General features: G+C 70.4%; 24 protein-coding genes. 6 read left to right on the top strand and 18 right to left on the bottom strand.

Features of this window, described 5'->3' with window-relative positions; all coding sequences use genetic code 11:
* Nucleotides 1-98 precede the first annotated feature (98 nt).
* Nucleotides 99-1,376, top strand: coding sequence for a Na+/H+ antiporter NhaA (gene nhaA, locus QMG39_RS12705; RefSeq protein ID WP_281885535.1), 1,278 nt, complete (start codon nucleotides 99-101; stop codon nucleotides 1,374-1,376).
* A 134-nt stretch (nucleotides 1,377-1,510) separates the two neighbouring features.
* Here the strand turns inward: nhaA and mfd are convergent, their stop codons facing one another.
* Nucleotides 1,511-5,260 (bottom strand): transcription-repair coupling factor, encoded by a 3,750-nt coding sequence (gene mfd / locus QMG39_RS12700; RefSeq protein WP_281885533.1) that lies wholly within the window; start codon nucleotides 5,258-5,260, stop codon nucleotides 1,511-1,513.
* Between the two features lie 187 nt (nucleotides 5,261-5,447).
* Nucleotides 5,448-6,959 carry an HNH endonuclease signature motif containing protein gene (locus QMG39_RS12695; RefSeq protein WP_281885532.1) on the bottom strand — a complete coding sequence of 504 codons (1,512 nt, stop codon included), beginning with the start codon at nucleotides 6,957-6,959 and terminating at the stop codon, nucleotides 5,448-5,450.
* Nucleotides 6,960-7,076: 117 nt separating this feature from the next.
* Here QMG39_RS12695 and QMG39_RS12690 point away from each other — a divergent pair, with 117 nt between their 5' ends.
* Nucleotides 7,077-7,862: an RNase H family protein gene (locus tag QMG39_RS12690; RefSeq protein WP_281885530.1), complete on the top strand. Its 786-nt coding sequence runs from the start codon at nucleotides 7,077-7,079 to the stop codon at nucleotides 7,860-7,862.
* Between the two features lie 28 nt (nucleotides 7,863-7,890).
* Here the strand turns inward: QMG39_RS12690 and pth are convergent, their stop codons facing one another.
* The gene (gene pth, locus QMG39_RS12685; protein ID WP_281885528.1) at nucleotides 7,891-8,517 is read right to left on the bottom strand and encodes an aminoacyl-tRNA hydrolase; all 627 of its coding nucleotides are present in this window, start codon (nucleotides 8,515-8,517) and stop codon (nucleotides 7,891-7,893) included.
* 220 nt (nucleotides 8,518-8,737) lie between these two features.
* A complete protein-coding gene (locus tag QMG39_RS12680; protein ID WP_281885526.1) occupies nucleotides 8,738-9,370 on the bottom strand; it encodes a 50S ribosomal protein L25/general stress protein Ctc in 633 nt (210 codons plus the stop codon).
* A 281-nt stretch (nucleotides 9,371-9,651) separates the two neighbouring features.
* Here QMG39_RS12680 and gnd point away from each other — a divergent pair, with 281 nt between their 5' ends.
* Genes gnd through QMG39_RS12660 form a run of 4 tightly spaced genes read left to right on the top strand, consistent with a single transcriptional unit; the run spans nucleotide 9,652 to nucleotide 12,198 of the window.
* A complete protein-coding gene (gene gnd, locus QMG39_RS12675; RefSeq protein ID WP_281885524.1) occupies nucleotides 9,652-11,109 on the top strand; it encodes an NADP-dependent phosphogluconate dehydrogenase in 1,458 nt (485 codons plus the stop codon).
* A 36-nt stretch (nucleotides 11,110-11,145) separates the two neighbouring features.
* Nucleotides 11,146-11,499, top strand: a complete 354-nt coding sequence (locus tag QMG39_RS12670) for a DUF202 domain-containing protein (RefSeq protein ID WP_281885522.1) — start codon at nucleotides 11,146-11,148, stop codon at nucleotides 11,497-11,499.
* Between the two features lie 7 nt (nucleotides 11,500-11,506).
* On the top strand, nucleotides 11,507-11,848 hold the full coding sequence (locus tag QMG39_RS12665; protein WP_281885520.1) for a DUF202 domain-containing protein: 342 nt from the start codon (nucleotides 11,507-11,509) through the stop codon (nucleotides 11,846-11,848).
* Entirely contained in the window at nucleotides 11,845-12,198 is a 354-nt protein-coding gene (locus QMG39_RS12660) for a hypothetical protein (RefSeq protein WP_281885518.1), read from the top strand. Before QMG39_RS12665 ends, QMG39_RS12660 begins: the two co-directional genes overlap by 4 nt.
* A gap of 19 nt (nucleotides 12,199-12,217) precedes the next feature.
* On the opposite strand, the gene QMG39_RS12655 is transcribed toward QMG39_RS12660, so the two are convergent.
* From QMG39_RS12655 to QMG39_RS12595, 14 genes are all read right to left on the bottom strand, one after another.
* On the bottom strand, nucleotides 12,218-12,811 hold the full coding sequence (locus tag QMG39_RS12655) for a HEAT repeat domain-containing protein (protein WP_281885516.1): 594 nt from the start codon (nucleotides 12,809-12,811) through the stop codon (nucleotides 12,218-12,220).
* A gap of 189 nt (nucleotides 12,812-13,000) precedes the next feature.
* Entirely contained in the window at nucleotides 13,001-13,252 is a 252-nt protein-coding gene (locus QMG39_RS12650; RefSeq protein ID WP_281885514.1) for an Imm27 family immunity protein, read from the bottom strand.
* A 124-nt stretch (nucleotides 13,253-13,376) separates the two neighbouring features.
* The gene (locus QMG39_RS12645) at nucleotides 13,377-13,781 is read right to left on the bottom strand and encodes a hypothetical protein (protein WP_281885512.1); all 405 of its coding nucleotides are present in this window, start codon (nucleotides 13,779-13,781) and stop codon (nucleotides 13,377-13,379) included.
* 79 nt (nucleotides 13,782-13,860) lie between these two features.
* On the bottom strand, nucleotides 13,861-14,259 hold the full coding sequence (locus tag QMG39_RS12640; protein ID WP_281887282.1) for an SRPBCC family protein: 399 nt from the start codon (nucleotides 14,257-14,259) through the stop codon (nucleotides 13,861-13,863).
* A gap of 622 nt (nucleotides 14,260-14,881) precedes the next feature.
* Nucleotides 14,882-15,127, bottom strand: a complete 246-nt coding sequence (locus QMG39_RS12635) for a hypothetical protein (RefSeq protein ID WP_281885510.1) — start codon at nucleotides 15,125-15,127, stop codon at nucleotides 14,882-14,884.
* Nucleotides 15,117-15,482 carry a DUF7674 family protein gene (locus QMG39_RS12630; protein ID WP_281885508.1) on the bottom strand — a complete coding sequence of 122 codons (366 nt, stop codon included), beginning with the start codon at nucleotides 15,480-15,482 and terminating at the stop codon, nucleotides 15,117-15,119. Before QMG39_RS12630 ends, QMG39_RS12635 begins: the two co-directional genes overlap by 11 nt.
* A 67-nt stretch (nucleotides 15,483-15,549) precedes the next feature.
* Nucleotides 15,550-15,717, bottom strand: coding sequence for a hypothetical protein (locus tag QMG39_RS12625; RefSeq protein ID WP_281885506.1), 168 nt, complete (start codon nucleotides 15,715-15,717; stop codon nucleotides 15,550-15,552).
* Nucleotides 15,695-16,015 carry a MafI2 family immunity protein gene (locus QMG39_RS12620; RefSeq protein ID WP_281885504.1) on the bottom strand — a complete coding sequence of 107 codons (321 nt, stop codon included), beginning with the start codon at nucleotides 16,013-16,015 and terminating at the stop codon, nucleotides 15,695-15,697. The genes QMG39_RS12625 and QMG39_RS12620 overlap by 23 nt, the downstream gene beginning before the upstream one ends.
* 1 nt (nucleotide 16,016) lies before the next feature.
* Nucleotides 16,017-16,391 carry an immunity protein Imm33 domain-containing protein gene (locus tag QMG39_RS17165; RefSeq protein WP_444979319.1) on the bottom strand — a complete coding sequence of 125 codons (375 nt, stop codon included), beginning with the start codon at nucleotides 16,389-16,391 and terminating at the stop codon, nucleotides 16,017-16,019.
* Nucleotides 16,392-16,472: 81 nt separating this feature from the next.
* Nucleotides 16,473-16,871: an SRPBCC family protein gene (locus QMG39_RS12615; protein WP_373878352.1), complete on the bottom strand. Its 399-nt coding sequence runs from the start codon at nucleotides 16,869-16,871 to the stop codon at nucleotides 16,473-16,475.
* A gap of 70 nt (nucleotides 16,872-16,941) precedes the next feature.
* On the bottom strand, nucleotides 16,942-18,243 hold the full coding sequence (locus QMG39_RS12610) for an MFS transporter (RefSeq protein WP_281885500.1): 1,302 nt from the start codon (nucleotides 18,241-18,243) through the stop codon (nucleotides 16,942-16,944).
* A complete protein-coding gene (locus QMG39_RS12605) occupies nucleotides 18,240-18,872 on the bottom strand; it encodes an ArsR/SmtB family transcription factor (RefSeq protein ID WP_281885498.1) in 633 nt (210 codons plus the stop codon). The genes QMG39_RS12610 and QMG39_RS12605 overlap by 4 nt, the downstream gene beginning before the upstream one ends.
* A 116-nt stretch (nucleotides 18,873-18,988) precedes the next feature.
* The gene (locus tag QMG39_RS12600; RefSeq protein ID WP_281885496.1) at nucleotides 18,989-20,686 is read right to left on the bottom strand and encodes a long-chain-fatty-acid--CoA ligase; all 1,698 of its coding nucleotides are present in this window, start codon (nucleotides 20,684-20,686) and stop codon (nucleotides 18,989-18,991) included.
* On the bottom strand, nucleotides 20,687-21,664 hold the full coding sequence (locus tag QMG39_RS12595; protein WP_281885494.1) for a ribose-phosphate diphosphokinase: 978 nt from the start codon (nucleotides 21,662-21,664) through the stop codon (nucleotides 20,687-20,689).
* Nucleotides 21,665-21,670 lie beyond the last annotated feature (6 nt).

Genomic DNA, 21,670 nt, shown 5'->3' with positions numbered 1-21,670 from the left:
AGGTGTGCCGGGAAGTCTGGTCGGCCGGCGTCGAGACGTCGTGAACTCCCGCGGCGTCGCGACCTCCGGCGCAGTCCCCAACCTCACGAAAGGCCTTCATGACCTTCCTCCGCTCCGAGCGCAACGCCGCCCTGCTGCTGCTCTCCGCCGCCGTGATCGGCCTGGTGGTCGCCAACTCGCCGGTCGGCGAGCAGGCGCTGCACCTCATCGAGGCGCACATCGACATGACCTGGATCGGCCTCGACCTCTCGGCCGAGCACTGGATCGCCGACGGCCTGCTCGCGGTGTTCTTCTTCGTGGTCGCGGTCGAGCTGAAGCGCGAGCTGGTGCTCGGCGAGCTGAACTCGGTGCGGAAGGCCGCGCTGCCCACCATCGCGGCCCTCGGCGGCGTGCTCGTGCCGGCCGGCGTCTACCTGCTGTTCGTCGCCGGCACCCCGGAGCTGCTGAACGGCTGGCCGGTGCCGACCGCGACCGACATCGCGTTCGCGCTCGGCGTGCTGGCGCTGTTCGGGCGCTGGATCCCGACCCGCGTACGCGTGTTCCTGCTCGCGCTGGCGGTGCTCGACGACCTCGTCGCGATCCTCATCATCGCGTTCTTCTTCACCGCCGACGTGCGGCTCGAGTACCTCGGCTTCGCCGCGATCGCGCTGGTCGCGTTCGCCGGGCTCAGCCGGTTCATGAACCCGCGCTCGCGCTGGATCCTCGCGCGCAAGCCGCAGGTGCCGATCACGGTCGCGCTCGTCGTGCTCGCGGCGCTCACCTGGTACTTCGTCTACCAGTCGGGCGTGCACGCCACCATCGCGGGCGTGCTGCTCGGCTTCGTGATCGCGCGTCGCCCCGGCGGTCGCGTCGCGCACGTCGTCGAGCCGTACACGAACGGCATCATCCTCCCGCTGTTCGCGCTGACCGCGGCCATGGTGCCGTTCCCCGAGGTGCGGCCGAGCGAGCTCAGCCCGGCGTTCTGGGGCATCGCGGTGGCGCTGCCGTTCGGCAAGATCATCGGCATCACGCTCGCGGGCTGGATCGGCGGGCTCTTCACGCATCGCAACGCCGAATCGAAGCCGCTCACGTTCAGCGACCTCGTCGGCGTGGGTGCGCTCGGCGGCATCGGCTTCACGGTCGCGCTGCTCATGAACGAGCTCGCGTTCCGCGACGACGTGCTCGTGCGCAACGAGGGCGTGCTCGCGGTGCTGCTCGGGTCGGGCGTCGCGATCCTCATCTCGGCGGTCATCGTCACGATGCTGTCGGCGCGCTACAAGAAGGCGGCGCTCGCGCCGGAGCACGAGGAGACCGTGGGCGAGGCGCCGAGCGTCATCGTCGGCGAGGGTCCCGAGTTCGAGGACGAGATCGAGGGCCCGGAGACTCCGAAGCGCTAGGTTCCGAAGCACGAGGTTCCGGATGCCTCGGGGCGGCGCGCGCGGGGGGCGGCGCCGGCTCCGGGGCATCCGTCGTCTCGGGTGCCCTCCCCGGTGCGCGACCGTGCGGCGCGGCGCGCGCCCGGGGCATCCGCTCAGCCCTGCACTGCCGCTGCCGCCGGCTCCGGCTCGGGGTAGAGCGCGCCGATGAGGTCGCCGACCCAGGCGATGAGGGCGGCGTCCTGCAGCGGCTCGCCGTGCTTGACCGGCAGCGGCACGAGGATCACGTCGTTCTGCGGGAAGTGCTTCGCGCCCGGGTAGAGGCGCTGCAGCCTGACGAGCTTCGAGTCGGGCAGGCGCGCGGGGCCGATGCGCAGCTTCGAGCCGGTGGCGACGAGCTCGCCGAGGCCGGCGCGCTGGGCGCGACGGCGCAGGCGCGAGACGAGCACGAGGTTCGCGACCTCCTCGGGCGGCGTGCCGTAGCGGTCGGAGAGCTCCTCGACGACGAGGTCGATCTGGTCGTCCTTCGCGTTCGGGCCGCTCGCCGCGGAGAGCTTCTGGTACGCCTCGAGGCGCAGGCGCTCGCTGTCGACGTACGCGTCGGGGATGTGCGCGTCGACCGGCAGCTCGAGCCGCAGCTCGGTCTGCCCCTCCGCGACGTCGCCGCGGAACGCCGACACCGCCTCGCCGATCATGCGCAGGTACAGGTCGAAGCCGACGCCCGCGATGTGGCCGGCCTGCTCGGCGCCGAGCAGGTTGCCCGCGCCGCGGATCTCGAGGTCCTTCAGCGCGACCTGCATGCCGCTGCCGAGCTCGTTGTTCGCGGCGATGGTCGAGAGGCGGTCGTGCGCGGTCTCGCTGAGCGGCTTCTGCTCGTCGTAGAGGAAGTACGCGTAGGCGCGCTCGCGGCTGCGGCCCACTCGTCCGCGCAGCTGGTGCAGCTGGCTGAGGCCGTACTTGTCGGCGCGGTCGATGATGATCGTGTTCGCGTTCGAGATGTCGAGGCCGGTCTCGATGATGGTCGTCGAGACGAGCACGTCGAACTTGCGCTCCCAGAAGTCGACGACGATCTGCTCGAGCACGTGCTCGTTGAGCTGGCCGTGGGCGACCGCGATGCGGGCCTCGGGCACGAGCTCGGCGAGCTGCGCGGCGACGCGGTTGATCGACGAGACGCGGTTGTGCACGAAGAACACCTGGCCCTCGCGGAGCATCTCGCGGCGGATCGCGGCACCTACCTGCTTGTCGGAGTAGGGGCCGACGAAGGTGAGGATCGGATGCCGGTCCTCCGGCGCGGTCGCGAGGGTCGACATCTCGCGGATGCCCGTGACGGCCATCTCGAGCGTGCGCGGAATGGGCGTGGCGCTCATCGCGAGGATGTCGACGTTCGTCTTCAGCTGCTTGATGCGGTCCTTGTGCTCGACGCCGAAGCGCTGCTCCTCGTCGATGATGAGGAGCCCGAGGTCCTTGAACGTGATCTTCTCGGTGAGCAGGCGGTGGGTGCCGATGACCATGTCGACGCTGCCGTCGGCGAGGCCCGCGATCGCCTCCTTCGCCTCCTTGTCGGTCTGGAACCGGCTGAGGGCGCGCACGCGCACCGGGAAGCCGGCGAACCGCTCCTGGAACGTCTCGAGGTGCTGCTTCACGAGCAGCGTGGTCGGCACGAGCATGGCGACCTGCTTGCCGTCCTGGATCGCCTTGAACGCGGCGCGCACGGCCACCTCGGTCTTGCCGAAGCCGACGTCGCCGGCGAGCAGGCGGTCCATCGGGATGGGCCGCTCCATGTCGGCCTTCACCTCGTCGATGGTCTGGAGCTGGTCGGGTGTCTCGGCGTAGGGGAACGCCTCCTCGAGTTCGTGCTGCCACGGGGTGTCGGGACCGAACGCGTGGCCCTTCGCCGCCATGCGCGCGGAGTAGAGCTTCACGAGCTCGACGGCGATGTCGCGCACGGCGCGGCGGGCCTTGCCCTTGGCCTGCGCCCAGTCGCTGCCGCCCATCTTGCTGAGCGACGGCGCCTCGCCGCCGACGTAGCGGCTGAGCAGGTCGAGCTGGTCGGTCGGCACGTAGAGGCGGTCGCCGGCCTGGCCGCGCTTGCTCGGTGCGTACTCGAGCACGAGGTACTCGCGCACGATGGTCGGCGCCTGCTGCACGCCCGCGGTGCGGCTGGGTCCGGTGGGGCGGGCGCCTGCGGCGACCTCGCGCTGCACCATCTCGACGAAGCGGCCGATGCCGTGGGTCTGGTGCACGACGTGGTCGCCGGGCTTCAGCTGCAGCGGGTCGACGACGTTGCGGCGGCGGCTCGCGAGCTTCTTGCCCTGGCGAGCGTCGTAACCGGCGGCGCGGCCGTAGAACTCGGCTTCGGAGATGAGGCCGAGCTTCGCGTCGGGCAGGTCGAAGCCGGTGGTGGCGTCGGCCTGCACGAGGTAGGCGACGCCGGGCTCGGGGTCTGCGGGGACGTGGTCGACGATGCGGCCGGCGAGCTCGTGCTCCGCGAGCACGTCGCGGGCGCGTTCGACGAGGCCGGATCCGGCGGCGGCGATGACGAGGCTCCACCCGTCGCGGAGGCGGGCGGCGACGTGCGCGACGGCGCCGTCGACGTTGCCGTGGAAGCTCGGCACGGGCGTTGCGAGCACGCGCAGGGCGGTGCCGGGGGTCGACGGCGCGCTGGGTGCAGTGGCGGATGCTGCGGGGCCGGTGCCGCCCGAGGCATCCGCTCGCCCGGCACCGGTGCCGGCACCGCCGCCGGTGTCGCCGACGGCGTCGACGGCGTCGCCCATGTCGAAGCCGCTGAAGGTCCACCAGACGCGGCCGGGGTCGGGTTCGCCGGGGGCGCTGAAGAGGGCGTCCTCGCGGAGTTCGGCGATGCTGAGGAAGTCTCCCGAGGCGAGGTCGATGGGGGCGGCGGCGCCGGCTGTGGCGGCGCTCCAGGCTGCGGAGAGGAACTCCTGGTTCGTCTCGGCGAGGCTGACGGCGCGGCTCTCGACGCGTTCGGGCGAGATGACCGCGATGGCGGCGCCCTCGGGCAGGTAGTGCGTGATCGGCACGAGGCGTTCGAGCAGGGCCGGGGCGAGCGACTCCATGCCCTCGACCGGGATGCCCTCGGCGACCTTCTCGAGCATGCCCGCGAGTCCGGGGAACTCGTGCACCATCTCGCGGGCGCGCTGGCGCACCGGCGGAGTGAGCAGCAGTTCGCGGCTGGGGGCGAGCAGGGCCTCGTCGATGGGTTCGGGCAGCGAGCGCTGGTCGGCGACCGAGAAGGCGCGGAGCTGGTCGACCTCGTCGCCGAAGAACTCGATGCGCAGCGGGTGGTCGGCGGTGGGCGGGAAGACGTCGAGGATGCCGCCGCGCACGGCGAACTCGCCGCGGCGGGAGACCATGTCGACGCGCGAGTAGGCGAGGTCGACGAGCTGTTCGGCGATGCGGGCGAGGTCGTGGCCGCGGCTGCCGGCGGCGAGGCGGATCGGTTCGAGGGTCGCGAGGTTGTCGGCGACGGGCTGGAGCGCGGCGCGGACTGAGGCGGTGATGATGAGCGGATGCCTCGGGCGCTCGGATTCCGTCCACTCCCGCATGCGGCGGATGGCGTGGAGCCTGCGGCCGACGGTCTCGGCGCTCGGGCTCAGGCGTTCGTGCGGGAGCGTCTCCCAGGCGGGGAACTCGAGGAGTTCGGTGTCGTCCGGCAGGTACGGGGCGAGTGCGCCGCGGAGGGATTCGGCCTCGCGGCTGGTGGGTGCGATGAGCAGCAGCGCGGGCGGTTCGTCGGCCTCGATGCGGCGCGTGAGGAGGCCCGCGACGAGCGGTGCGTCGAGTCCCGGAAGTGCCGAGAACTCGGCATTGTGCGAGGCCTGCGCGAGGGCTTCGTCGAACGTGGAGGCGCGCGAAAGCGCCGTGAGAAAGCCCTGGAGGATCACCGGGCAAGTCTACGCGGGCTACCCACACGGAGCCTGAGCGCGGCTGAGTACGCGAGCGACTGCGGCCGCCCGGGTCGGGATAGCCGGGTCCGCGGTCACTCGAGCCCGGCAGCCGGGGTCGCTGCGTGCCACCGGGACGCGCCGGGTCGCCTGGTCACCCGAGCGCCGGGTAGGCGCAGGCGCGCGCCTACGCGGCAGCGTCGAGCCGCACCTCGAAGCGGGCGCGGCCGCCGAGGCGTGGGGTGAGGGTGGGGTCGGCGTGCGGAGGTGGCGTGAACCAGACGGTTCCGTCGCGGACGGTGATGGTCCAGCCGTCGTCGTGGACGCGGTGGTGGCAGAAGCTGCACAAGAGCACGCCGTTGTTGAGGTCGGTCGGGCCGGCGTCGCGCTCCCACCAGCGGATGTGGTGGGCCTCCACGTAGCTGATGTTCTGCCCGCAGCTCGCGCAGCCGCCGTCGCGTTCGCCGAGCGCGAGGCGCTGCTCCTTCGTGAAGAGGCGCGCGGCGCGGCCGAGGTCGAGCGGCACGCTGTCGCCGCCGAGCACGGCAGGGATCAGCTCGGCGTCGGCCGCCATGCGACGGGCCGTGGCCGCCGAGACCGGCTGGTCGATGCCGTCGATCGTCGCGACGCCGAGTCCTTCCCGCAGCGTTTCGAGGTCGACGCGCACGACCGCAGTGGTCTTCGCGAGCGGCGGAAGCGTGTCGCGGCAGCCCAGGCAGTGCCGGGCGAGGTCGGCGAGCGCGTCGGCCTGCAACTGCGGGATCGTGCGGTGATCGTCGATCGCCGGCGCGGCTCCGTCGGCGTTCGCGAGCGCGACGTTCGCGAACGCGGAGTCGTCGCCTGCGCACTCGCCGGAGGCATCGCCACCGGTGAACGCCGCGCTGACATTGGCCAGCCCAGAGGCATCCGCCGCAGCAGCGCCAGCACCACCACGCCGCCGGCGCAGCGCGTCGCTCACGAGCGACTCGAGCGCGGCCTTCACGGGCGCGGCGGTCTCGGGGTCGAGCCGGCCCGACACGTGCACCATGCCGTCGCGCCCCTCGCGCAGCGTGATGCCGCGCTGCTGCCGCAACTCCTCCTCGCGGGGCGCCACCCCGTCCTGGTCGAGCATCGCCTCGGCCTGCCGGATCGCCCGCTGCAGCATCGCCAGCGGCAACGATGCCGCGTGCGAGACGAGCGTCGCCTCGACCCCGCGCATCGCCTCGGGGTCGGCGCGCAGCGCCACGCGCTCGAGCATCGACGTGATCGCCGACGCCGCGTCGAGGCTGATCGACCCGGACCCCACGGCCGCGGCGACGGAGGGGTGCTTCGCGGGCATCCGCTCGCCTGAGAACGACTCGCGCTCGCGCGTCGCCGCGCCCACGCTGAGCAGCCGCATGGCGTCACCGGTCGATCCGCCGGTCGACGACGCCACCAGCCGCGCCGGGTTGTGGAAGCCCTGCTGCTTCGCCAGCCCCTCCGACCCGAACTCCGACCGGGACCGCCGCGCGACCTCGTCGGCGACCCGCGCGAGCAGCGCTTCGGTGTCGCGACGCACCTGCGCCACCGCATCCGTCACCCGCACCAGCCCGGCGTCGCTCATGCGCTCGACCTCGGACTGCAGATCACCCCGCACCCCACCGCCCGCGGGCAGCGCGCCGACCCACTCGCCACCGAGCGCATCGACATGCGCGGCGAGGGCTGCGAGGGGGTTCGACATGCCTCTATTCTGGCAGAGATTCGCCAGACATTCGAAACTTTGTTCGAGTGGTGGAGAACTCGATACGCGGCTGTGGATAGCATGGTCGCCGCCCCGCACGCCCGAGGAAGGACCCGCATGATCATCGCCGCCGCCGACGGATCCGCGCTCGGCAACCCCGGCCCCGCCGGGTGGGCCTGGTACGTCGACGACGCCTGCTGGGCCGCGGGCGGGTGGCCGCACGGCACGAACAACCAGGGCGAGCTGACGGCGGTGCTCGAGCTGCTGCGCGCGACGGCGCACCTCGACGACGAGCTCGTGATCCACTGCGACAGCCGCTACGTCATCGACGCGATCACCAAGTGGATGCCCGGCTGGAAGCGCAAGGGCTGGCGCAAGCGCGACGGATCCCCCGTGCTCAACCTCGAGATCATGCAGGCGCTCGACGCCGCGATGGTCGGCCGCAACGCCCGCTTCGAGTGGGTGCGCGGACACACCGGCCACGACCTCAACGAGGCCGCCGACGACCGGGCGCGCGCCGCCGCCACCGCCTACCAGCGCAAGACCGAGGTGCCCGCGGGCCCGGGCTGGTCGGACGACTGCGTGACGGATGCCGGTGAGTCCGACGACACCGACACGGCGACGGATGCCCCTGAAGGCGACGACCCGAACACGGCGACGGATGCCCCTGAGCCGGCGCCTGCAACCCCCGCAGCGGATGCCCCGAAGCCGGCCGCCGCGCCCGCCGCCGCCGCGCGACCCGACCGCACCGACGACGACGCCGCCCTCTTCGACTTCGACGACCCCGAGGCGGACTGGCGCACGCTGCAACTCGAGCTCACGACCGAGGAGCACACGCGCCTCACCGAGCGCGCCCGCGCCGCGGGCGTCACGCCCGAGGAGTTCCTCCGCGGCCTGATCTGAGCGGCCCGCCGGCCGGCCGCCGCAGCGCCTACGCCGGCGCGTGGAAGCGCTGCTGCGCCGCCACGAGGCCGTCGTCGACGATCGCCTCGACGGCATCCGCGGCATCCGACAGCAGTGACGGCAGCGCCTGGCGCTCGGCGCCGGCGAAGTCGCGCAGCACGAAGTCGGCGGGGTCCTGACGGCCCGGCGGGCGCCCGATGCCCACGCGCACGCGCACGAAGTCGGGCGTCGAGAGCGCCTTGGCGATGTCGCGCAGTCCGTTGTGGCCGCCGTGCCCGCCGCCGCGCTTCAGGCGCACGGTGTCGAACGGGATGTCGAGCTCGTCGTGCACCACGATCACGCGGTCGGCCGGCACCGACGCGAACTTCACGAGCGCCGACACGGGACCGCCCGACGTGTTCATGTAGCTGTTCGGCTTGGCGATGATGAGCTTCGCGCCGCCGGGGCGCACGAAGCCCTCCGCGACGCGCGACGGCGTGCGGTGCGAGCGGAACGTTGCGCCGATGCGCGAGGCCAGCTCGTCGGCGACCATCTGCCCGACGTTGTGGCGGTTGCCGGCGTACTGGGATCCGGGGTTGCCGAGGCCCACGACGAGCCAGGTGTTCGCGGCCACTGCGGGGTCCTCTCGGCGGCGCAGGCGATCGAACAGGCCCATGCGCCCTCCTGCGGTCTCAAGTGAATGGTAGAGCGGATGCGGCGCCCAACCGCCCCCGAGACGTCAGCGCCCGACGGCGCCGGCCACCTCGACGGGCCGGCCCGAGCGAGCGACCGGCTCAGGGGCATCCGCTCGCCGAATCACCCCCGGAGACGAGCAGGGCCCGCACCGACACCCCGAGCGTACCCGGGGGCGGCACGGGCCCCAGCGAAAATCGCGACTACTCGGCGGCCTCGGCCGACTCCTCGGCAGCGGCCTCGGCGGTCTCCTCGGCGGCCTCCTCCTCGGCGGCGGGCTCCTCGCCCAGGTCGACCTTCTGCGGCTCGTGCACGTGCACGACGAGCACGTCGCCCTCGGTGAGCAGCGCGGCGCCCTTGGGGAGCTTCACGTCGGACGCGTGGATCTGCGAGCCGTCCTCCAGGCCCTCGACCGACACGACGACGTTCTCGGGGATGTGGGTCGCCTCGACCTCGAGCTGCAGGGTGTGCGCGTCGAGGTCGGCGATGAGGCCGGCGACGGGCTCGCCCTCGAGGTGCACGGGCACCTCGACGTGGACCTTCTCGCCCTTCTTCACGACGATGAGGTCGAGGTGCTCGATGAGCTGGCGCACCGGGTCGCGCTGCACGTCCTTGACGAGCGCGAGCTGTGTGCCGCCCTCGATGTCGAGCGTGAGCACGGCGTTGGCCTTGCGCACGATGAGCGCGGTCTCGTGACCGGGCAGCGTGAGGTGCTGCGGGTCGGTGCCGTGGCCGTAGAGCACGGCGGGGATCTTGTCGGCGGCGCGGATCTTGCGAGCCGCTCCCTTGCCGAACTGGGTGCGGAGCTCTGCGCTCAGCTTGTTGTCGTCAGCCATGGCTGTCTCTTCTCCTCATCGGGACGTGTCGCCCCAGGTCTTGTGTTGTTCAACTCGAACGCTCGTCAGCGTGAGGAATGACCGAAAGCCACATCCACCGCGTCGATCACGGATGCCGCGAGCCGGCGAAGCACCGGCCGCGAGGCATCCCTCGCCGAAGTCCAATCGACCACTCTACCAGCCGTCGCACGACGACTCCGAACTCGGGGGTGCGGGCGGGGAACACTACGCTAGTCGGCGTATCGATTCGCGGGCGGATTCACACGAGGGAGTCACGGAACGTGGCAGCAACAGCAGCAACAGCGAACATCGGCGTCGTCGGCCTGGCGGTGATGGGCTCGAACCTGGCCCGCAACCTGGCCAGCCGCGAGGGCAACACGGTCGCCGTGTTCAACCGCACCTGGTCGAAGACCGAGACGCTCATCACCGAGCACCCCGAGGCCGGGTTCGTCGCCTCGGAGGAGATCGACGACTTCGTCGCGTCGCTCCAGCAGCCGCGCACCGCGATCATCATGGTCAAGGCGGGGGCGGGCACGGATGCGGTGATCAACGAGCTGGCGGACCGCTTCGAGCCGGGCGACATCATCGTCGACGGCGGCAACGCGCTGTTCACCGACACGATCCGCCGCGAGAAGGCGCTGCGCGAGCGCGGCCTGAACTTCGTCGGCGCCGGCATCTCCGGCGGCGAGGAAGGCGCGCTGCTCGGCCCGTCGATCATGCCCGGCGGCTCGGCGCAGGCGTGGGAGACGCTCGGCCCGATCCTGAAGTCGATCGCGGCGGTCGCCGAGGGCGAGCCGTGCGTGACGCACATCGGCACCGACGGCGCCGGCCACTTCGTGAAGATGATCCACAACGGCATCGAGTACGCCGACATGCAGTTGATCGCCGAGGCCTACGACCTCATCCGACGCGGCACGGGCAAGTCGCCGGCCGAGATCGCCGAGGTCTTCGCCGAGTGGAACCGCGGCGAGCTCGAGAGCTACCTCATCGAGATCACCGCCGAGGTGCTGCGCCAGGTCGACGCCGAGACGGGCAAGCCGCTGGTCGACGTCATCCTCGACCAGGCGGGCGCGAAGGGCACCGGCGCGTGGACCGTGAAGAGCGCGCTCGACCTGGGCATCCCCGTGTCGGGCATCGCGGAGGCGGTGTTCGCGCGGTCGCTGTCGTCGAAGCCGGCACAGCGCGCCGCGGCATCCGACCTGCCCGGCCCGGCCGAGGCCTGGACCGTCGACGACGCCGACGCCTTCATCGAGGACGTGCGCAAGGCGCTCTTCGCCTCGAAGATCGTCGCCTACTCGCAGGGCTTCGACGAGATCGTCGCGGGCGCCGAGGAGTACGGCTGGGACATCCACAAGGGCGAGGTCGCGAAGATCTGGCGGGGCGGATGCATCATCCGCGCCCAGTTCCTCAACCGCATCACCGACGCGTACGCCGCCGACCCGGGTCTCGTGGCGCTGCTGACCGCACCGTACTTCCGCGACGCGCTGACCGAGTCGCAGGAGGCGTGGCGCCGGGTGGTCGTGGCGGCCGCGCAGGCGGGCATCCCGTCGCCGGCGTTCTCGTCGTCGCTCGCGTACTACGACGGGCTGCGGGCCGACCGCCTGCCGGCCGCGCTCGTGCAGGGGCAGCGCGACTTCTTCGGCGCGCACACGTACCAGCGGGTCGACAAGGACGGCATCTTCCACACCCTCTGGTCGGGCGACCGCACCGAGATCGAGACCGACGGCCCGAGCCACTAGGCGCGGAGCACGAGGCCCGGAAGGGCGGAACGACCCATGGCACAGCCGCGCTGGCGCTCGGAGGGCGAGGACCCGGACTACCGGTTCACCCTCGCCAACGAGCGCACGTTCCTCGCGTGGATCCGCACGGCGCTGGCGCTGCTCGCCGGCGGCGTGCTGCTGTTCGAGTTCGCCTCGACGATCGGGCCGCGCGTGCTGGTCGTCGTGCTCGCGGTCGGGCTCGCGGTGGTCGCCGCGGCGCTCGGCGGCCTGTCGTACGTGCGCTGGCGGGCGAACGAGATCGCGATGCGCCACGGGCGCGCGCTGCCGTACAGCATCGCCGTGCCCGTGCTCGCGGCCGTCGCCCTGCTCGGGGCGGCGACCATCGCCGTGATGATCTTGCTGGGCTGAGCTGCTCGTGAGTTCCGTCGTTCCGTCGTACGAGGGCCGTGACCCCGGGCTCCAGCCCGAGCGCACGGCCCTGTCGTGGAGCCGCACGGCGCTCGCGATCGCGGTGAACGCCCTGCTCGTGCTGCGCTCGGGGTTCGTCTCCGACCAGCCGTTGCTGGCGGCGCTGGGCGTCGCGCTGTTCGCGGCGGCGGCCGCGGCCGCGGCCTACGGGGTCGTGCGTGCGCGCGAGCTCGGCCACGAGGGCGGCGTAGTGATGCCGTCGGCGTGGCCGCTGCTCGCGGTCGCGGCGGTCGTGCTGCTCGCGGCGGTGGGCGGCGTCGCCTCGATCGTGGTGGAGGCGGGGCGATGAGCGACGAGCACCCGGAGCTGGCCGGCTACGAGGCATCCGACGGCCCCTACCGCCCCCGCCGCGCCAAGGTCATGCGCGCGGTCGTGCTCGTCGCGCTCGCCGCCATGCTGCTGCCGCTCGTGCTCTCGGCCGTGTCGGTCGCCCGCTCGACCGCGGCCCGCGCCTGCTTCGTCTACGTCGAGACCTACGTGCCCGACGCCGCCGCCTCGCACGTGCGCTTCGATCTCTTCGAGGAGACCGGCGCCGGCTGGCAGTGCGACTGGATCACCACCAGCGGCGTCACCCACCACCTCGGCAGCCTCGGGCTGATCCCGTCGGGCGCGGTCGTGCCGCCGGGCGTGCGGACCTGAACGGTCGGTGCCCGGGCCGCTAATCCAGCTTTGCCAAGGCGCGCGCTGCCGCCTTCCGTACCCAGGTTCGCGAATCACCCGTCATTTGCTCCAACCCAGCACGCGCCTCAGGGATCGTGAGCTTCCCGAGCGCCTTCACCGCGTGGCCGTTCACCGTCGGGTCGTCAAGGAGCTCGATGAGCAGAGTTCCAGCCTCCGGTCGCTTGGAGCGCCCTAAACCCAGAACCAACATCTCCCTACCGCGGCCATACGACCGCTCACGAGCGAGCTGGGCAAGGTGGTCGAAGTATGCATCGTCCCAGGTCACGTCGAGCGCGTTGCCGACCGCCCATCGCAGCCCAAGCTCGTTCGGATCATCCACTACCGCGAACAGGTCGATCAACCCCGGCACGGCTGACGGCTTGGCCCATGGGACGCTCAGGGCGCGAACGACTTCCATGAGTGTCTTCGGCTCGACACTCGAGTTGAGTGCATCGACGAGGACCGGGATTGCCTTCCGGTAGCGGATACCGGAGTGCCGAAGCTCGGCCAAGGATTCGACCTCGTACCCTTCCGCCGCGAGTCGTTCGAGGATCGGGCCTTCCTCTGGCGCTGGCGGCTCGGTTCGTGTCATCGAAGACCCCGAGTCAGATTGATCAAGCCCGAATCGAACGCGTCGCGCAGCGCCTCTCCGATGGAACTCGCCAGCAGGCGAAGCTCGTCTTGGGTCACGGCGACAACAAGACTGTCGTCCGAGTCAAGCAGTCTCATGACACCAACCTACGATCATTGCTCCCGCCCTCCGGGGCCGCTCAGAACACGTCTACAGGTCGGGATCCTTCAGAACGACCTCGAGGGGGGTGCCGTCGAAGTCGAGTTGCCTCAGCCTCGGCGGACCACCGCCGTGGTACTCACTGTGCGGATAGTCGAGGAGCCACTTCCTGCCGGTGCCCGGGCACTCGTAGGTCACAGACCAGGTCTCGTTGTCGACCGCAAGCCGCTGCAGGTGCTCAGTCGCGTAGTGGCGCGCCTCGGCGTCGTCGAGGCGATAGAGGGTCGCGCACGCGCACTTCATCAGTTGACCGACCTCATCCCTAGATTCATCAGCGCGACGGTCGAGTTCGGAATCGCGAACTCGCGGGCCCCGCCTGCGGTCCGGCCGCAGCTGAGAGATTCCCGAGACGAAGCGTTGTCTGGCATCAGTCGAACATCTCCTGCGCGCGACGCTGCTTGAGGATCGCGAGTTCGGCGAGCGTCTCATCCCAAGCGGCAGGCGCGAAGCGCTGCTCGAGTTCGTCGAGGTGCTCCTCCAGGAACGCCGCATACGAGGCATCCAAGACTGCGGATGCCTCGCGCTGACCGGTGTACATGCGCCGGAGCAGGTCGATGGAATACCACTCGTCGGTGCGAGCGCTCGCTGGCTGAAGGTCGAGGAAGAGCTGGCCGCGATCGCACACGAACCGGAGCCGCACGCCGTCGGACTCAGCGAGCAGAACGGCGTCGCCACCATTCGAGGTACTCACCATCGAGGAGACGATACGGAACCGCGCCCCCTGCCAGAGGAAGGACATGTGCTCGACAATGAACGCGAGGATTCGGTTCACGTTCCCTCGATCCAACCATCGTGGAGGGGCCCACAACGACCGCCCTCCCGAAGTGCGACTCTGATTCCTTTGTGCGCCATCACGCCCGCCCCAGCGCCTCGAGCAGGTGCGCGTTCCGCTTCGCGATGAGTCGGCGCAGGTAGGGCACGAGTACCAGCCGCTCGGCGAGGCGGCCGAAGATCGGGGACGCGACCGTGATGCGGTCGGTCATCCGCGTTCCCGTGCCGGACGCCTCGAACTCGTGGACGTGCGTGAACGCCCGGAACGGCCCCCGCACCTGCCGGTCGACGAACCGGGACGGACGCTCCAGATCGGCGATCTCCGACGTCATGGTGAACCAGATGCCGAAGTGCCGCGCCCGCCAGGTCACCGTCTCGCCGAGTCCGATCCACCCGGTGGTCACCCCGGCGACCGCACGCTCCCCGGACTGCGCCATCGACGACACGTGCGCGTCGATGTCGAGCGAGATGTCGAACATCGCCTCGACGCCGAACGGCGCCTCGGTCGTTATAGCGAAGGTGGATGGCACGGTCCCATTCTGTCCCGAACACCGAGCCGACTCGGCAGTAGGCGTGACTACGACGCTTGCAACAAGCAGAAGTCGCGCCCGTTATCTCCCGCGGAACATCGCGAGCTCGCGTCGAGCTCGGACCGTAGCGAGCGGAGACCTCAGGAACGTGTAGTTCCACGCGAATAGCACAGCGATAAGCGCAAGCAGTGGAGCAACTCCGAACCAGCCCAAGCCCACGCCGAGTAGGAATAGAACCGGCACCACACCGATGGTGGGCCCCAGCCAGACAACGTACAACGGCACCCGACCGCGCCCCGTGTAGGGGGAGCGACCAAGCCTGAGCCAAGCTGCGCTCGTTACCGCACCCGAGACCAATGCAGCCGGTCCCACAATCTGGAAGATTGCCAGAACGGTTGCGAGCCGCACCTGGTAGCTAGACGGAGGCGAGGCGAGGCTTACCGATATCCACACGCTGACCACGACGAACGCGAGAGCGGTCGCACCTAGCACCATGACGAGCACAGCTATCAATCTGCCCGTCGCACGCTGGCCGCGCTGCTCAGTCGGCATGCTCAGCCTGCACCGCTCATCACACAAGATCGCGCCCCGGGTCGATGTCCTCCAACGAGAGCCCTCCGATGTCGATCCCGAATGCGACCGCCTGCTGCTGCATCAGCGAGACGACCTCGTGGTAGGCCATGAGTCTGCCGTCTGCAAACGCCCGGTCCGCGCCCACTGGAGTCTCATCGCGATCGTCTCGAGCACTGAGCGCGGACTCCTTCAGCAGCTCGCCGAGGTCGCGCAGGTACAGCGCTGCGGAAGGATCATCGGTCACGTTCGCTCCCCCACGGGAGCCACGGATCAACGCTACGCAGCGTCGGGCCGAGCATCGTACGGAGCTGGGATCCGGGCTGCCCGGGGTCTGGAATCATCTCGACCCCGCTCACGGCGATCAGATCACGCACATCCGACGTACCGCGTTCGTACTCGAGTTCGAGCCAGCGGACGATGGCGATACAGACCTCCTGCTCCGACTCGACATGCGATGCGAGCCAACGCATGACGTCAGCGAGTATCAAGTGAGGGAGCACTTCCCCGCAGTTGTCCTCCACAGACTCAGAGAGAACGTCGGCGAGAATCGGATGCTCCGCTACGAGAGCGCGGACAGCGGCGACGGTTTGCACACTCATCGTGCTCGACCTCCCTCGCCGATCGTGATCCTCCCGGCAGTCTGACAGCGCCGAGGAGGCCGGCCGGTCAGGACTCCACAGGCACTGCCGCGTCGTACGGCGTCGACTCCTCACGCACCGGCCGCGGCCACAACGCCGCGACCGCCGCGCCGAGCACCACGAGCACGTTCGCTACGATGAGCAGCAGGTAGAAGGTCGCTGCGTGCTCGCCTTCAGGCGCCGGCGGACCACTCATCCGCGTGTTCCTTGCGCAGGTAGACCCACTCTTCGCCTGGTTCAAGCACGCGAGGCTCAGTCGTCAACAGCTCAACCGCTTCGAATGTGATCTCTGCTCGCGGGAAGAAGTCCGCCACCATCGAGGTCTCCGCCAGGGTCACATCCTCGCACTCCGATTCATCCGGGTCGTGATCAAATACGAATCGCGCTTGGATCCTGGTCTCCCTAACAGACATCGCGACCCCGCGCAGACCAGGCGTCACCACGTCCCACAGTGCCCGCTGCACGGAGAGAAGTGCTTCGATCCTCAGGTCCATGTCACCCTTTCCGACCCGCAGTGGTCGTTCGTCTTGGTCTCAGAAGGTGCTCGTCGAACCAGACGTCCTCGTAGCCGGGCGCCAAGAGGATCCGCCAACCCGGCGGAAGCGCGAGATAGGGCTGGAGCGTCGGACACCACTCGCCGACATGGGAGACGTGCAGGGACACGAAGAAGTCTGGGGCGTCAGACAGCTCGTCTCCGGCCCAGACGAACCAACCGGAGGTATCTCCGTCAGGCTGGTGCCGAAGCGCGTTCAATGGCTGGAGTCCGGAACGCACATTCCTCGCGATGCCCACCCTGAGGTCGGGTTGCGGGACGAGTGGGTCGGCGCGAAAGCGCTTCGCAGTCGCGATCTGGGTTTCGTAGGGTTCCATCACCCGAGCCTCAAACGGTGTCGCACTTCGAAGGGCTCATCACGCCGCACTCTCGAAGTCTCTCTGATTCCGATGGTGGCATCACGCCCGCCCCAGCGCTGCAAGCAGATGCGCGTTCCGCCTCGAGATGAGCCGGCGCAGGTAGGGCACGAGCACCAGCCGCTCCGCGAGGCGGCCGAAGATCGGGGACGCGACCGTGATGCGGTCGGTCATCCGCGTTCCGGTGCCGGACGCCTCGAACTCGTGGGCGTGCGTAAACGCTCGGAACGGCCCGCGCACCTGTCGGTCGACGAACCGATACGGACGCTCCAGCTCGGCGATCTCCGACGTCATGGTGAACCAGATGCCGAAGTGGCGCGCCCGCCAAGTCACGGTCTCGCCGAGGCCGATCCGCCCGGTGGTCACCCCGGCGACCGCACGTTCCCCGGACTGCGCCATCGATGACACGTGCGCGTCGATGTCGAGCGAGATGTCGAACATCTCCTCGACGCTGAATGGCGCCTCGGTCAGCAGGACGAAGGTGGAAGGCACCGTGCCATTCTGCCGAGCTTCAGGCGCTGGGATCCGGGCCTGGGGACGCTTCGACCGTTTCCGCGTCAGGCAGCCTCGGTCGGTTCGCTGCCGGAGCGTCCGCCCGCACCCGCCGCGGCCACACCGCCGCAACCGCCGCGCCGAGCACGACGAGCACGTTCGCCACGATGAGCAGCCGGTAGTCGACGATGCCGAGCAGGGCGGCGCCGAGCAGCGTCGCGAGGGTCTGCGGCACGTTGATCGCGAGGTTCGCGGCGGCACCGACACGGCCCTGCAGGCGGGCGGGCGTGGTGCGCTGGCGGTGCGTCGCGTAGGCGACGATGACCCAGACGACGCCGAGACCGACGAACGGGATCGCGGCGACCGCGAGCCACGCCCACCAGCCCGCGGTCGGCAGCAGGCCGAGGCCGACGATGGCGACGCCGAGCGCGATGGTGCGCGACTCCCCCAGCCGGCCGACGACCCGCGCGGCGGTGATGCCGCCGATGAGCGAACCCACGCCCTGCGCGGTGACGATGATGCCGAGCCACGCGCTGTCGAGCCCGAGGCCGCCGAGCGCCGGGAAGATGGTCGCGTTCGACAGGCCGGTCGACGCGAACGCGACGGTGATCACGATCGTGAAGAGGGCGAGCATGGGCGAGGCGGCGATATGGCGCACGCCCGCGCCGAGCTCGGTCCAGTAGTGCGCGCGCTCGGCGGCGGGCGTCGGCGGGGTCTCCTGCAGGTCGATGCGGGCGATGAGCACCGACGCGATGGCGAACGTCGCCATGGTCGTGCCGATGACCCAGACGGGGCCGGCGAAGACGTACAGCGCCGTGCCGATGAGCGGCGAGAGCAGGCGCGCGGCCTGGTCGATCGTCGAGAGCAGGCCGTTGCCCGAGGCGAGCTCCTCGTCGGGCAGCAGGTCGCGGATCAGCCCCGACTGCGCGGCCGCCGTGAGGTACCCGACGCAGCCGTACAGCAGCATGACGACGTAGATGATCCAGACATCGGATGCCTCCTGCACGAACAGCAGCACGAGCAGCAGCGGCACCATGGCGGCGTTCGCGAGCGCGAGCAGCTTGCGGCGCGAGAACCGGTCGGCGACCTCGCCCAGGAACGGGGCGCTGAGCGCGGCGAGCCCGAACATCACGAAGACGATCGCGGCGGCGGAGCCCGAACCGGTGAGGTCGTTCACCCAGACCGCCATCATCAGGAACAGCGCGCTGTCGCCGATGTTGCTGAAGACCCACGCGCCGGCGAGGCGGCGGAACGGTCGGCGCTGCCAGGCTGCGGGCATGCGGCGACGGGCATCCGTCGCCTGGGTCTCGGGGGCGGTCATGATCCTGCTCCTGTCTCGTCGGTGGTGCTGGTCGGCGCCCCGGTGGGCACCGAGTCGGGGTCGGCGTTGAGGGTCGCGAACATGCGCGCGAGCCGAGCACCTTCGGGCCGCAGCGTCGGGTCGGCGATGCGCCCCTCGAACGGCTCGAGGAGGGCGAGGATGCTCTCGCCGAGTTCGGCGAGCTCGTCGCGGGTGGCCCAGAAGCTCGACGTGCCAACCATCGACGAGCCCAGCCAGTCGTCCTCGAGGCCGCCGCGCTCGGCGACGGCGATGTACTCGCGCAGGCGGGCGTACTGGCGGTCGACGACGATGCCGGCGAGGCCGAGCACCGACGCCATCGAGTCGGCGACGTCGGGGGTGGGCGCCGGATGCCGCACCGTACGGGCCACCAATCGCCAGGGCTTCTCGCGCCCGCGCGGCTCTGCGCGTTCGATGTAGCCGTACTTCTCGAGCTGGCGCAGGTGGAACGACGCGCTCGCGACCGACTCCCCCACGCGCTCGGCGCACTCGGTCGCGGTCGCGTCGACCACGTCGCCGAGCACCTCGAGGAGCGCGAGGCGGATGGGGTGCGCGAGGGCGCGGATGCGCGCGGGGTCGCCCGCCTGCATCCGCTCGTCTGAGCCTGCCATGTGACGAGGCTACAACTCTAAAGACTTCTTGTGCAAGACTTCTTTAGGATTGGATCGCGATCGATCACCAAGCGAGCGAACGGCGCCTCAGGGGCATCCGCTCGGCCCTTCGAACGCTACGCCTCCAGCTGCTCGCGCACCTGCCGGCGGATGACCTTGCCGATCAGCGAGCGCGGGAGGTCGTCGACCTCGACGACGCGGCGCGGCACCTTGTAGGGCGTCAGCCGGTCGCGCACGGCGGTGCGGATCGCCTCGGGGTCGAGCGTCGCGCCCGGCTGGAGCACGACCGCGGCCACGACGTGCTCCCCCGAGTGCTCGTCGGGCATGCCGACGACTGCGCAGTCGGCGACGTCGGGGTGCTGGCGGATGACGTCTTCAACCTCGCTCGGCGCGACGTTGAAGCCGCCCGTGATGATGAGCTCCTTGATGCGGTCGACGATGCGCACGAAGCCGCCGTCGTCGATCGTGACGATGTCGCCGGTGCGGAACCATGGCGCGCCGCCGTCGGGGTCGTCGACGAAGACCTCGGCCGTCTCCTCGGGGCGGTTCCAGTAGCCGCTGAACACCTGCGGTCCGCGCACGACGAGCTCGCCGCGCTCGCCCGCGGGCACGTCCTCGGTCGGCGCATCCGGGTCGACCACGCGCACCTCGGTGTCGGGCAGCGGCAGGCCGACCGTGCCCGCACGACGGGTCGTCGCGACCGGGTTCGCCATGAGCACCGGCGACGTCTCCGACAGGCCGTACCCCTCGACGAGGTACCCGCCGGTCTTCGCCTCCCACGGCTCGACGACCGACGCCGACAGCGGCATCGCCCCCGAGATCGCGATCGAGATGCCCTCGAGCGACACGCCCTGCTCGGCTGCGGCCGCAGTGAGGCGCTCGTAGATCGGCGGCACGGCCGGCAGGAACGTCGGCGGGTGCTTCCGCACCACCTTCAGCACCAGGTCGGGGTCGAAGCGCGGGAACAGCACGAGGCGCGCGCCCATGCTCATCGCGAACGTGAGGCAGAGCGTCAGCCCGTAGGCGTGGAACATGGGCAGCACGGCGTAGACGACCGATGTGCCGCGCGGGATCTCGGGCACCCACGCGCGCGCCTGCGCGGCGTTCGCGAGCAGGTTCGCGTGCGTGAGCGTCGCACCCTTCGGCCGGCCGGTCGTACCGCTCGTGTACTGGATGAGCGCCACGTCGCCGACGCGCGGCGCGTGGATGTGGGGCTCGATGCGGTCGGATGCCACGAGCTCGCGCCAGGTCACGGTGTCGTGCACGTCCGTGGTGAGCGCCTCGCGTGCCTCGCGGGCCTTCGCGATCGGCAGGCGCAGCGCCGCGCGCGTGCCGAACGGCATCGCACGGGTGACGTCGACCGACACGATGTGCCGCTGGGCGATGTCGTCGGGGAAGTCCTGGATGGTCTCGACGACCTTGTTCCAGGCGACGACCACTCGGGCGCCGTGGTCCTCGAACTGGTGGCGCAGTTCGCGCGGCGTGTAGAGCGGGTTGTGCTCGACGACGATCGCGCCGAGCCGGAGGATCGCGTAGAACGCCACGATGTGCTGCGGGCAGTTCGGCAGCACGATCGCGACCGGGTCACCCTGCTGCACGCCGAGCTTGCGGAGCCCCTCGGCGGCGCGGTCGATCTGCTCGCCGAGCTCGGCGTAGGTCGTGACGCGGCCGAAGAACTCCAGCGCCGGCCGGTCGGGGTACTGCGCGACCGACTCGTGGATGAGGTCGATGAGCGACCCCGTGGGCGCGTCGAGGTGGTGCGGCACGCCCGGCGCGTAGCTTGCGAGCCAGGGTGCGCTGGAGGCATCCGACATCTATGCGGCCCCGTCGAACATGCTGGTGACCGACCCGTCGTCGAAGACCTCGTGGATCGCGCGCGCGAGCAGCGGCGCGATCGACAGCACGGTCAGGCGGTCCCAGTGCTTCTCGGGCGGCAGCGGCAGGGTGTCGGTCACGACGACCTCGTCGATGAACTCGCTCTGCAGCAGCTCGGTCGCGGGCGGCGAGAACACGGCGTGGGTCGCGGCGACGACGATGTTGGTCGCGCCGTTCTTCTTCAGCGCCTCGGCGGCCTTCACGATGGTGCGGCCCGTGTCGATGAGGTCGTCGACGAGCAGGCAGGTGCGGCCCTCGACCTCGCCGACGATCTCGTGCACCGAGACCTGGTTCGGCACCAGCGGGTCGCGGCGCTTGTGGATGATGGCGAGCGGTGCACCGAGCTTGTCGCTCCAGATGTCGGCGACGCGCACGCGGCCCATGTCGGGCGAGACGACCGTGAGGGTCTCGGGGTCGAGCTTCTTCTTGAAGTGCTCGAGCAGCACCGGCATGGCGAAGAGATGGTCGACGGGGCCGTCGAAGAAGCCCTGGATCTGCGCCGCGTGCAGGTCGACCGACATGATGCGGTCGGCGCCGGCGGTCTTGTACAGGTCGGCGACGAGGCGCGCCGAGATGGGCTCGCGGCCGCGGCCCTTCTTGTCCTGCCGGGCGTACGGGTAGAACGGCGAGACCACGGTGACGCGCTTGGCCGACGCGCGCTTCAGCGCGTCGAGCATGATGAGCTGCTCCATGAGCCACTCGTTGATGGGCGACGGATGCGACTGGATGACGAACACGTCGCAGCCGCGCACGCTCTGGCTGAAGCGCGCGTAGATCTCGCCGTTGGCGAAGGTACGCGAGTCCGACTCGACGAGCTCGGTGTCGAGCTCGCTCGCGATCGCCTCGGCCAGAGCCGGGTGCGCGCGCCCCGTCACGAGGACGAGTTGCTTGGTCGTCTTGCTCCTGATGCTCGACATCCGCTG

The sequence above is a fragment of the Agromyces rhizosphaerae genome, from assembly GCF_027925245.1.
In the GTDB taxonomy this organism is placed as follows: Bacteria; Actinomycetota; Actinomycetes; order Actinomycetales; family Microbacteriaceae; genus Agromyces; species Agromyces rhizosphaerae.
The sequence above is the reverse complement of the archived record's forward strand: the minus strand, read 5'-3'. Positions and strand labels throughout refer to the sequence as shown.

What these genes read in the sequence shown, in the direction of transcription:
- nhaA (WP_281885535.1), top strand. Translation starts at nt 99, where the DNA reads ATGACCTTCCTCCGCTCCGAGCGCAACGCCGCCCTGCTGCTGCTCTCC.
- QMG39_RS12695 (WP_281885532.1), bottom strand. Translation starts at nt 6,959, where the DNA reads ATGTCGAACCCCCTCGCAGCCCTCGCCGCGCATGTCGATGCGCTCGGT.
- QMG39_RS12690 (WP_281885530.1), top strand. Translation starts at nt 7,077, where the DNA reads ATGATCATCGCCGCCGCCGACGGATCCGCGCTCGGCAACCCCGGCCCC.
- pth (WP_281885528.1), bottom strand. Translation starts at nt 8,517, where the DNA reads ATGGGCCTGTTCGATCGCCTGCGCCGCCGAGAGGACCCCGCAGTGGCC.
- QMG39_RS12680 (WP_281885526.1), bottom strand. Translation starts at nt 9,370, where the DNA reads ATGGCTGACGACAACAAGCTGAGCGCAGAGCTCCGCACCCAGTTCGGC.
- QMG39_RS12670 (WP_281885522.1), top strand. Translation starts at nt 11,146, where the DNA reads ATGGCACAGCCGCGCTGGCGCTCGGAGGGCGAGGACCCGGACTACCGG.
- QMG39_RS12660 (WP_281885518.1), top strand. Translation starts at nt 11,845, where the DNA reads ATGAGCGACGAGCACCCGGAGCTGGCCGGCTACGAGGCATCCGACGGC.
- QMG39_RS12655 (WP_281885516.1), bottom strand. Translation starts at nt 12,811, where the DNA reads ATGACACGAACCGAGCCGCCAGCGCCAGAGGAAGGCCCGATCCTCGAA.
- QMG39_RS12650 (WP_281885514.1), bottom strand. Translation starts at nt 13,252, where the DNA reads ATGAAGTGCGCGTGCGCGACCCTCTATCGCCTCGACGACGCCGAGGCG.
- QMG39_RS12640 (WP_281887282.1), bottom strand. Translation starts at nt 14,259, where the DNA reads ATGTTCGACATCTCGCTCGACATCGACGCGCACGTGTCGTCGATGGCG.
- QMG39_RS12630 (WP_281885508.1), bottom strand. Translation starts at nt 15,482, where the DNA reads ATGAGTGTGCAAACCGTCGCCGCTGTCCGCGCTCTCGTAGCGGAGCAT.
- QMG39_RS12625 (WP_281885506.1), bottom strand. Translation starts at nt 15,717, where the DNA reads ATGAGTGGTCCGCCGGCGCCTGAAGGCGAGCACGCAGCGACCTTCTAC.
- QMG39_RS12620 (WP_281885504.1), bottom strand. Translation starts at nt 16,015, where the DNA reads ATGGACCTGAGGATCGAAGCACTTCTCTCCGTGCAGCGGGCACTGTGG.
- QMG39_RS17165 (WP_444979319.1), bottom strand. Translation starts at nt 16,391, where the DNA reads ATGGAACCCTACGAAACCCAGATCGCGACTGCGAAGCGCTTTCGCGCC.
- QMG39_RS12615 (WP_373878352.1), bottom strand. Translation starts at nt 16,871, where the DNA reads ATGTTCGACATCTCGCTCGACATCGACGCGCACGTGTCATCGATGGCG.
- QMG39_RS12610 (WP_281885500.1), bottom strand. Translation starts at nt 18,243, where the DNA reads ATGACCGCCCCCGAGACCCAGGCGACGGATGCCCGTCGCCGCATGCCC.
- QMG39_RS12605 (WP_281885498.1), bottom strand. Translation starts at nt 18,872, where the DNA reads ATGGCAGGCTCAGACGAGCGGATGCAGGCGGGCGACCCCGCGCGCATC.
- QMG39_RS12600 (WP_281885496.1), bottom strand. Translation starts at nt 20,686, where the DNA reads ATGTCGGATGCCTCCAGCGCACCCTGGCTCGCAAGCTACGCGCCGGGC.
- QMG39_RS12595 (WP_281885494.1), bottom strand. Translation starts at nt 21,664, where the DNA reads ATGTCGAGCATCAGGAGCAAGACGACCAAGCAACTCGTCCTCGTGACG.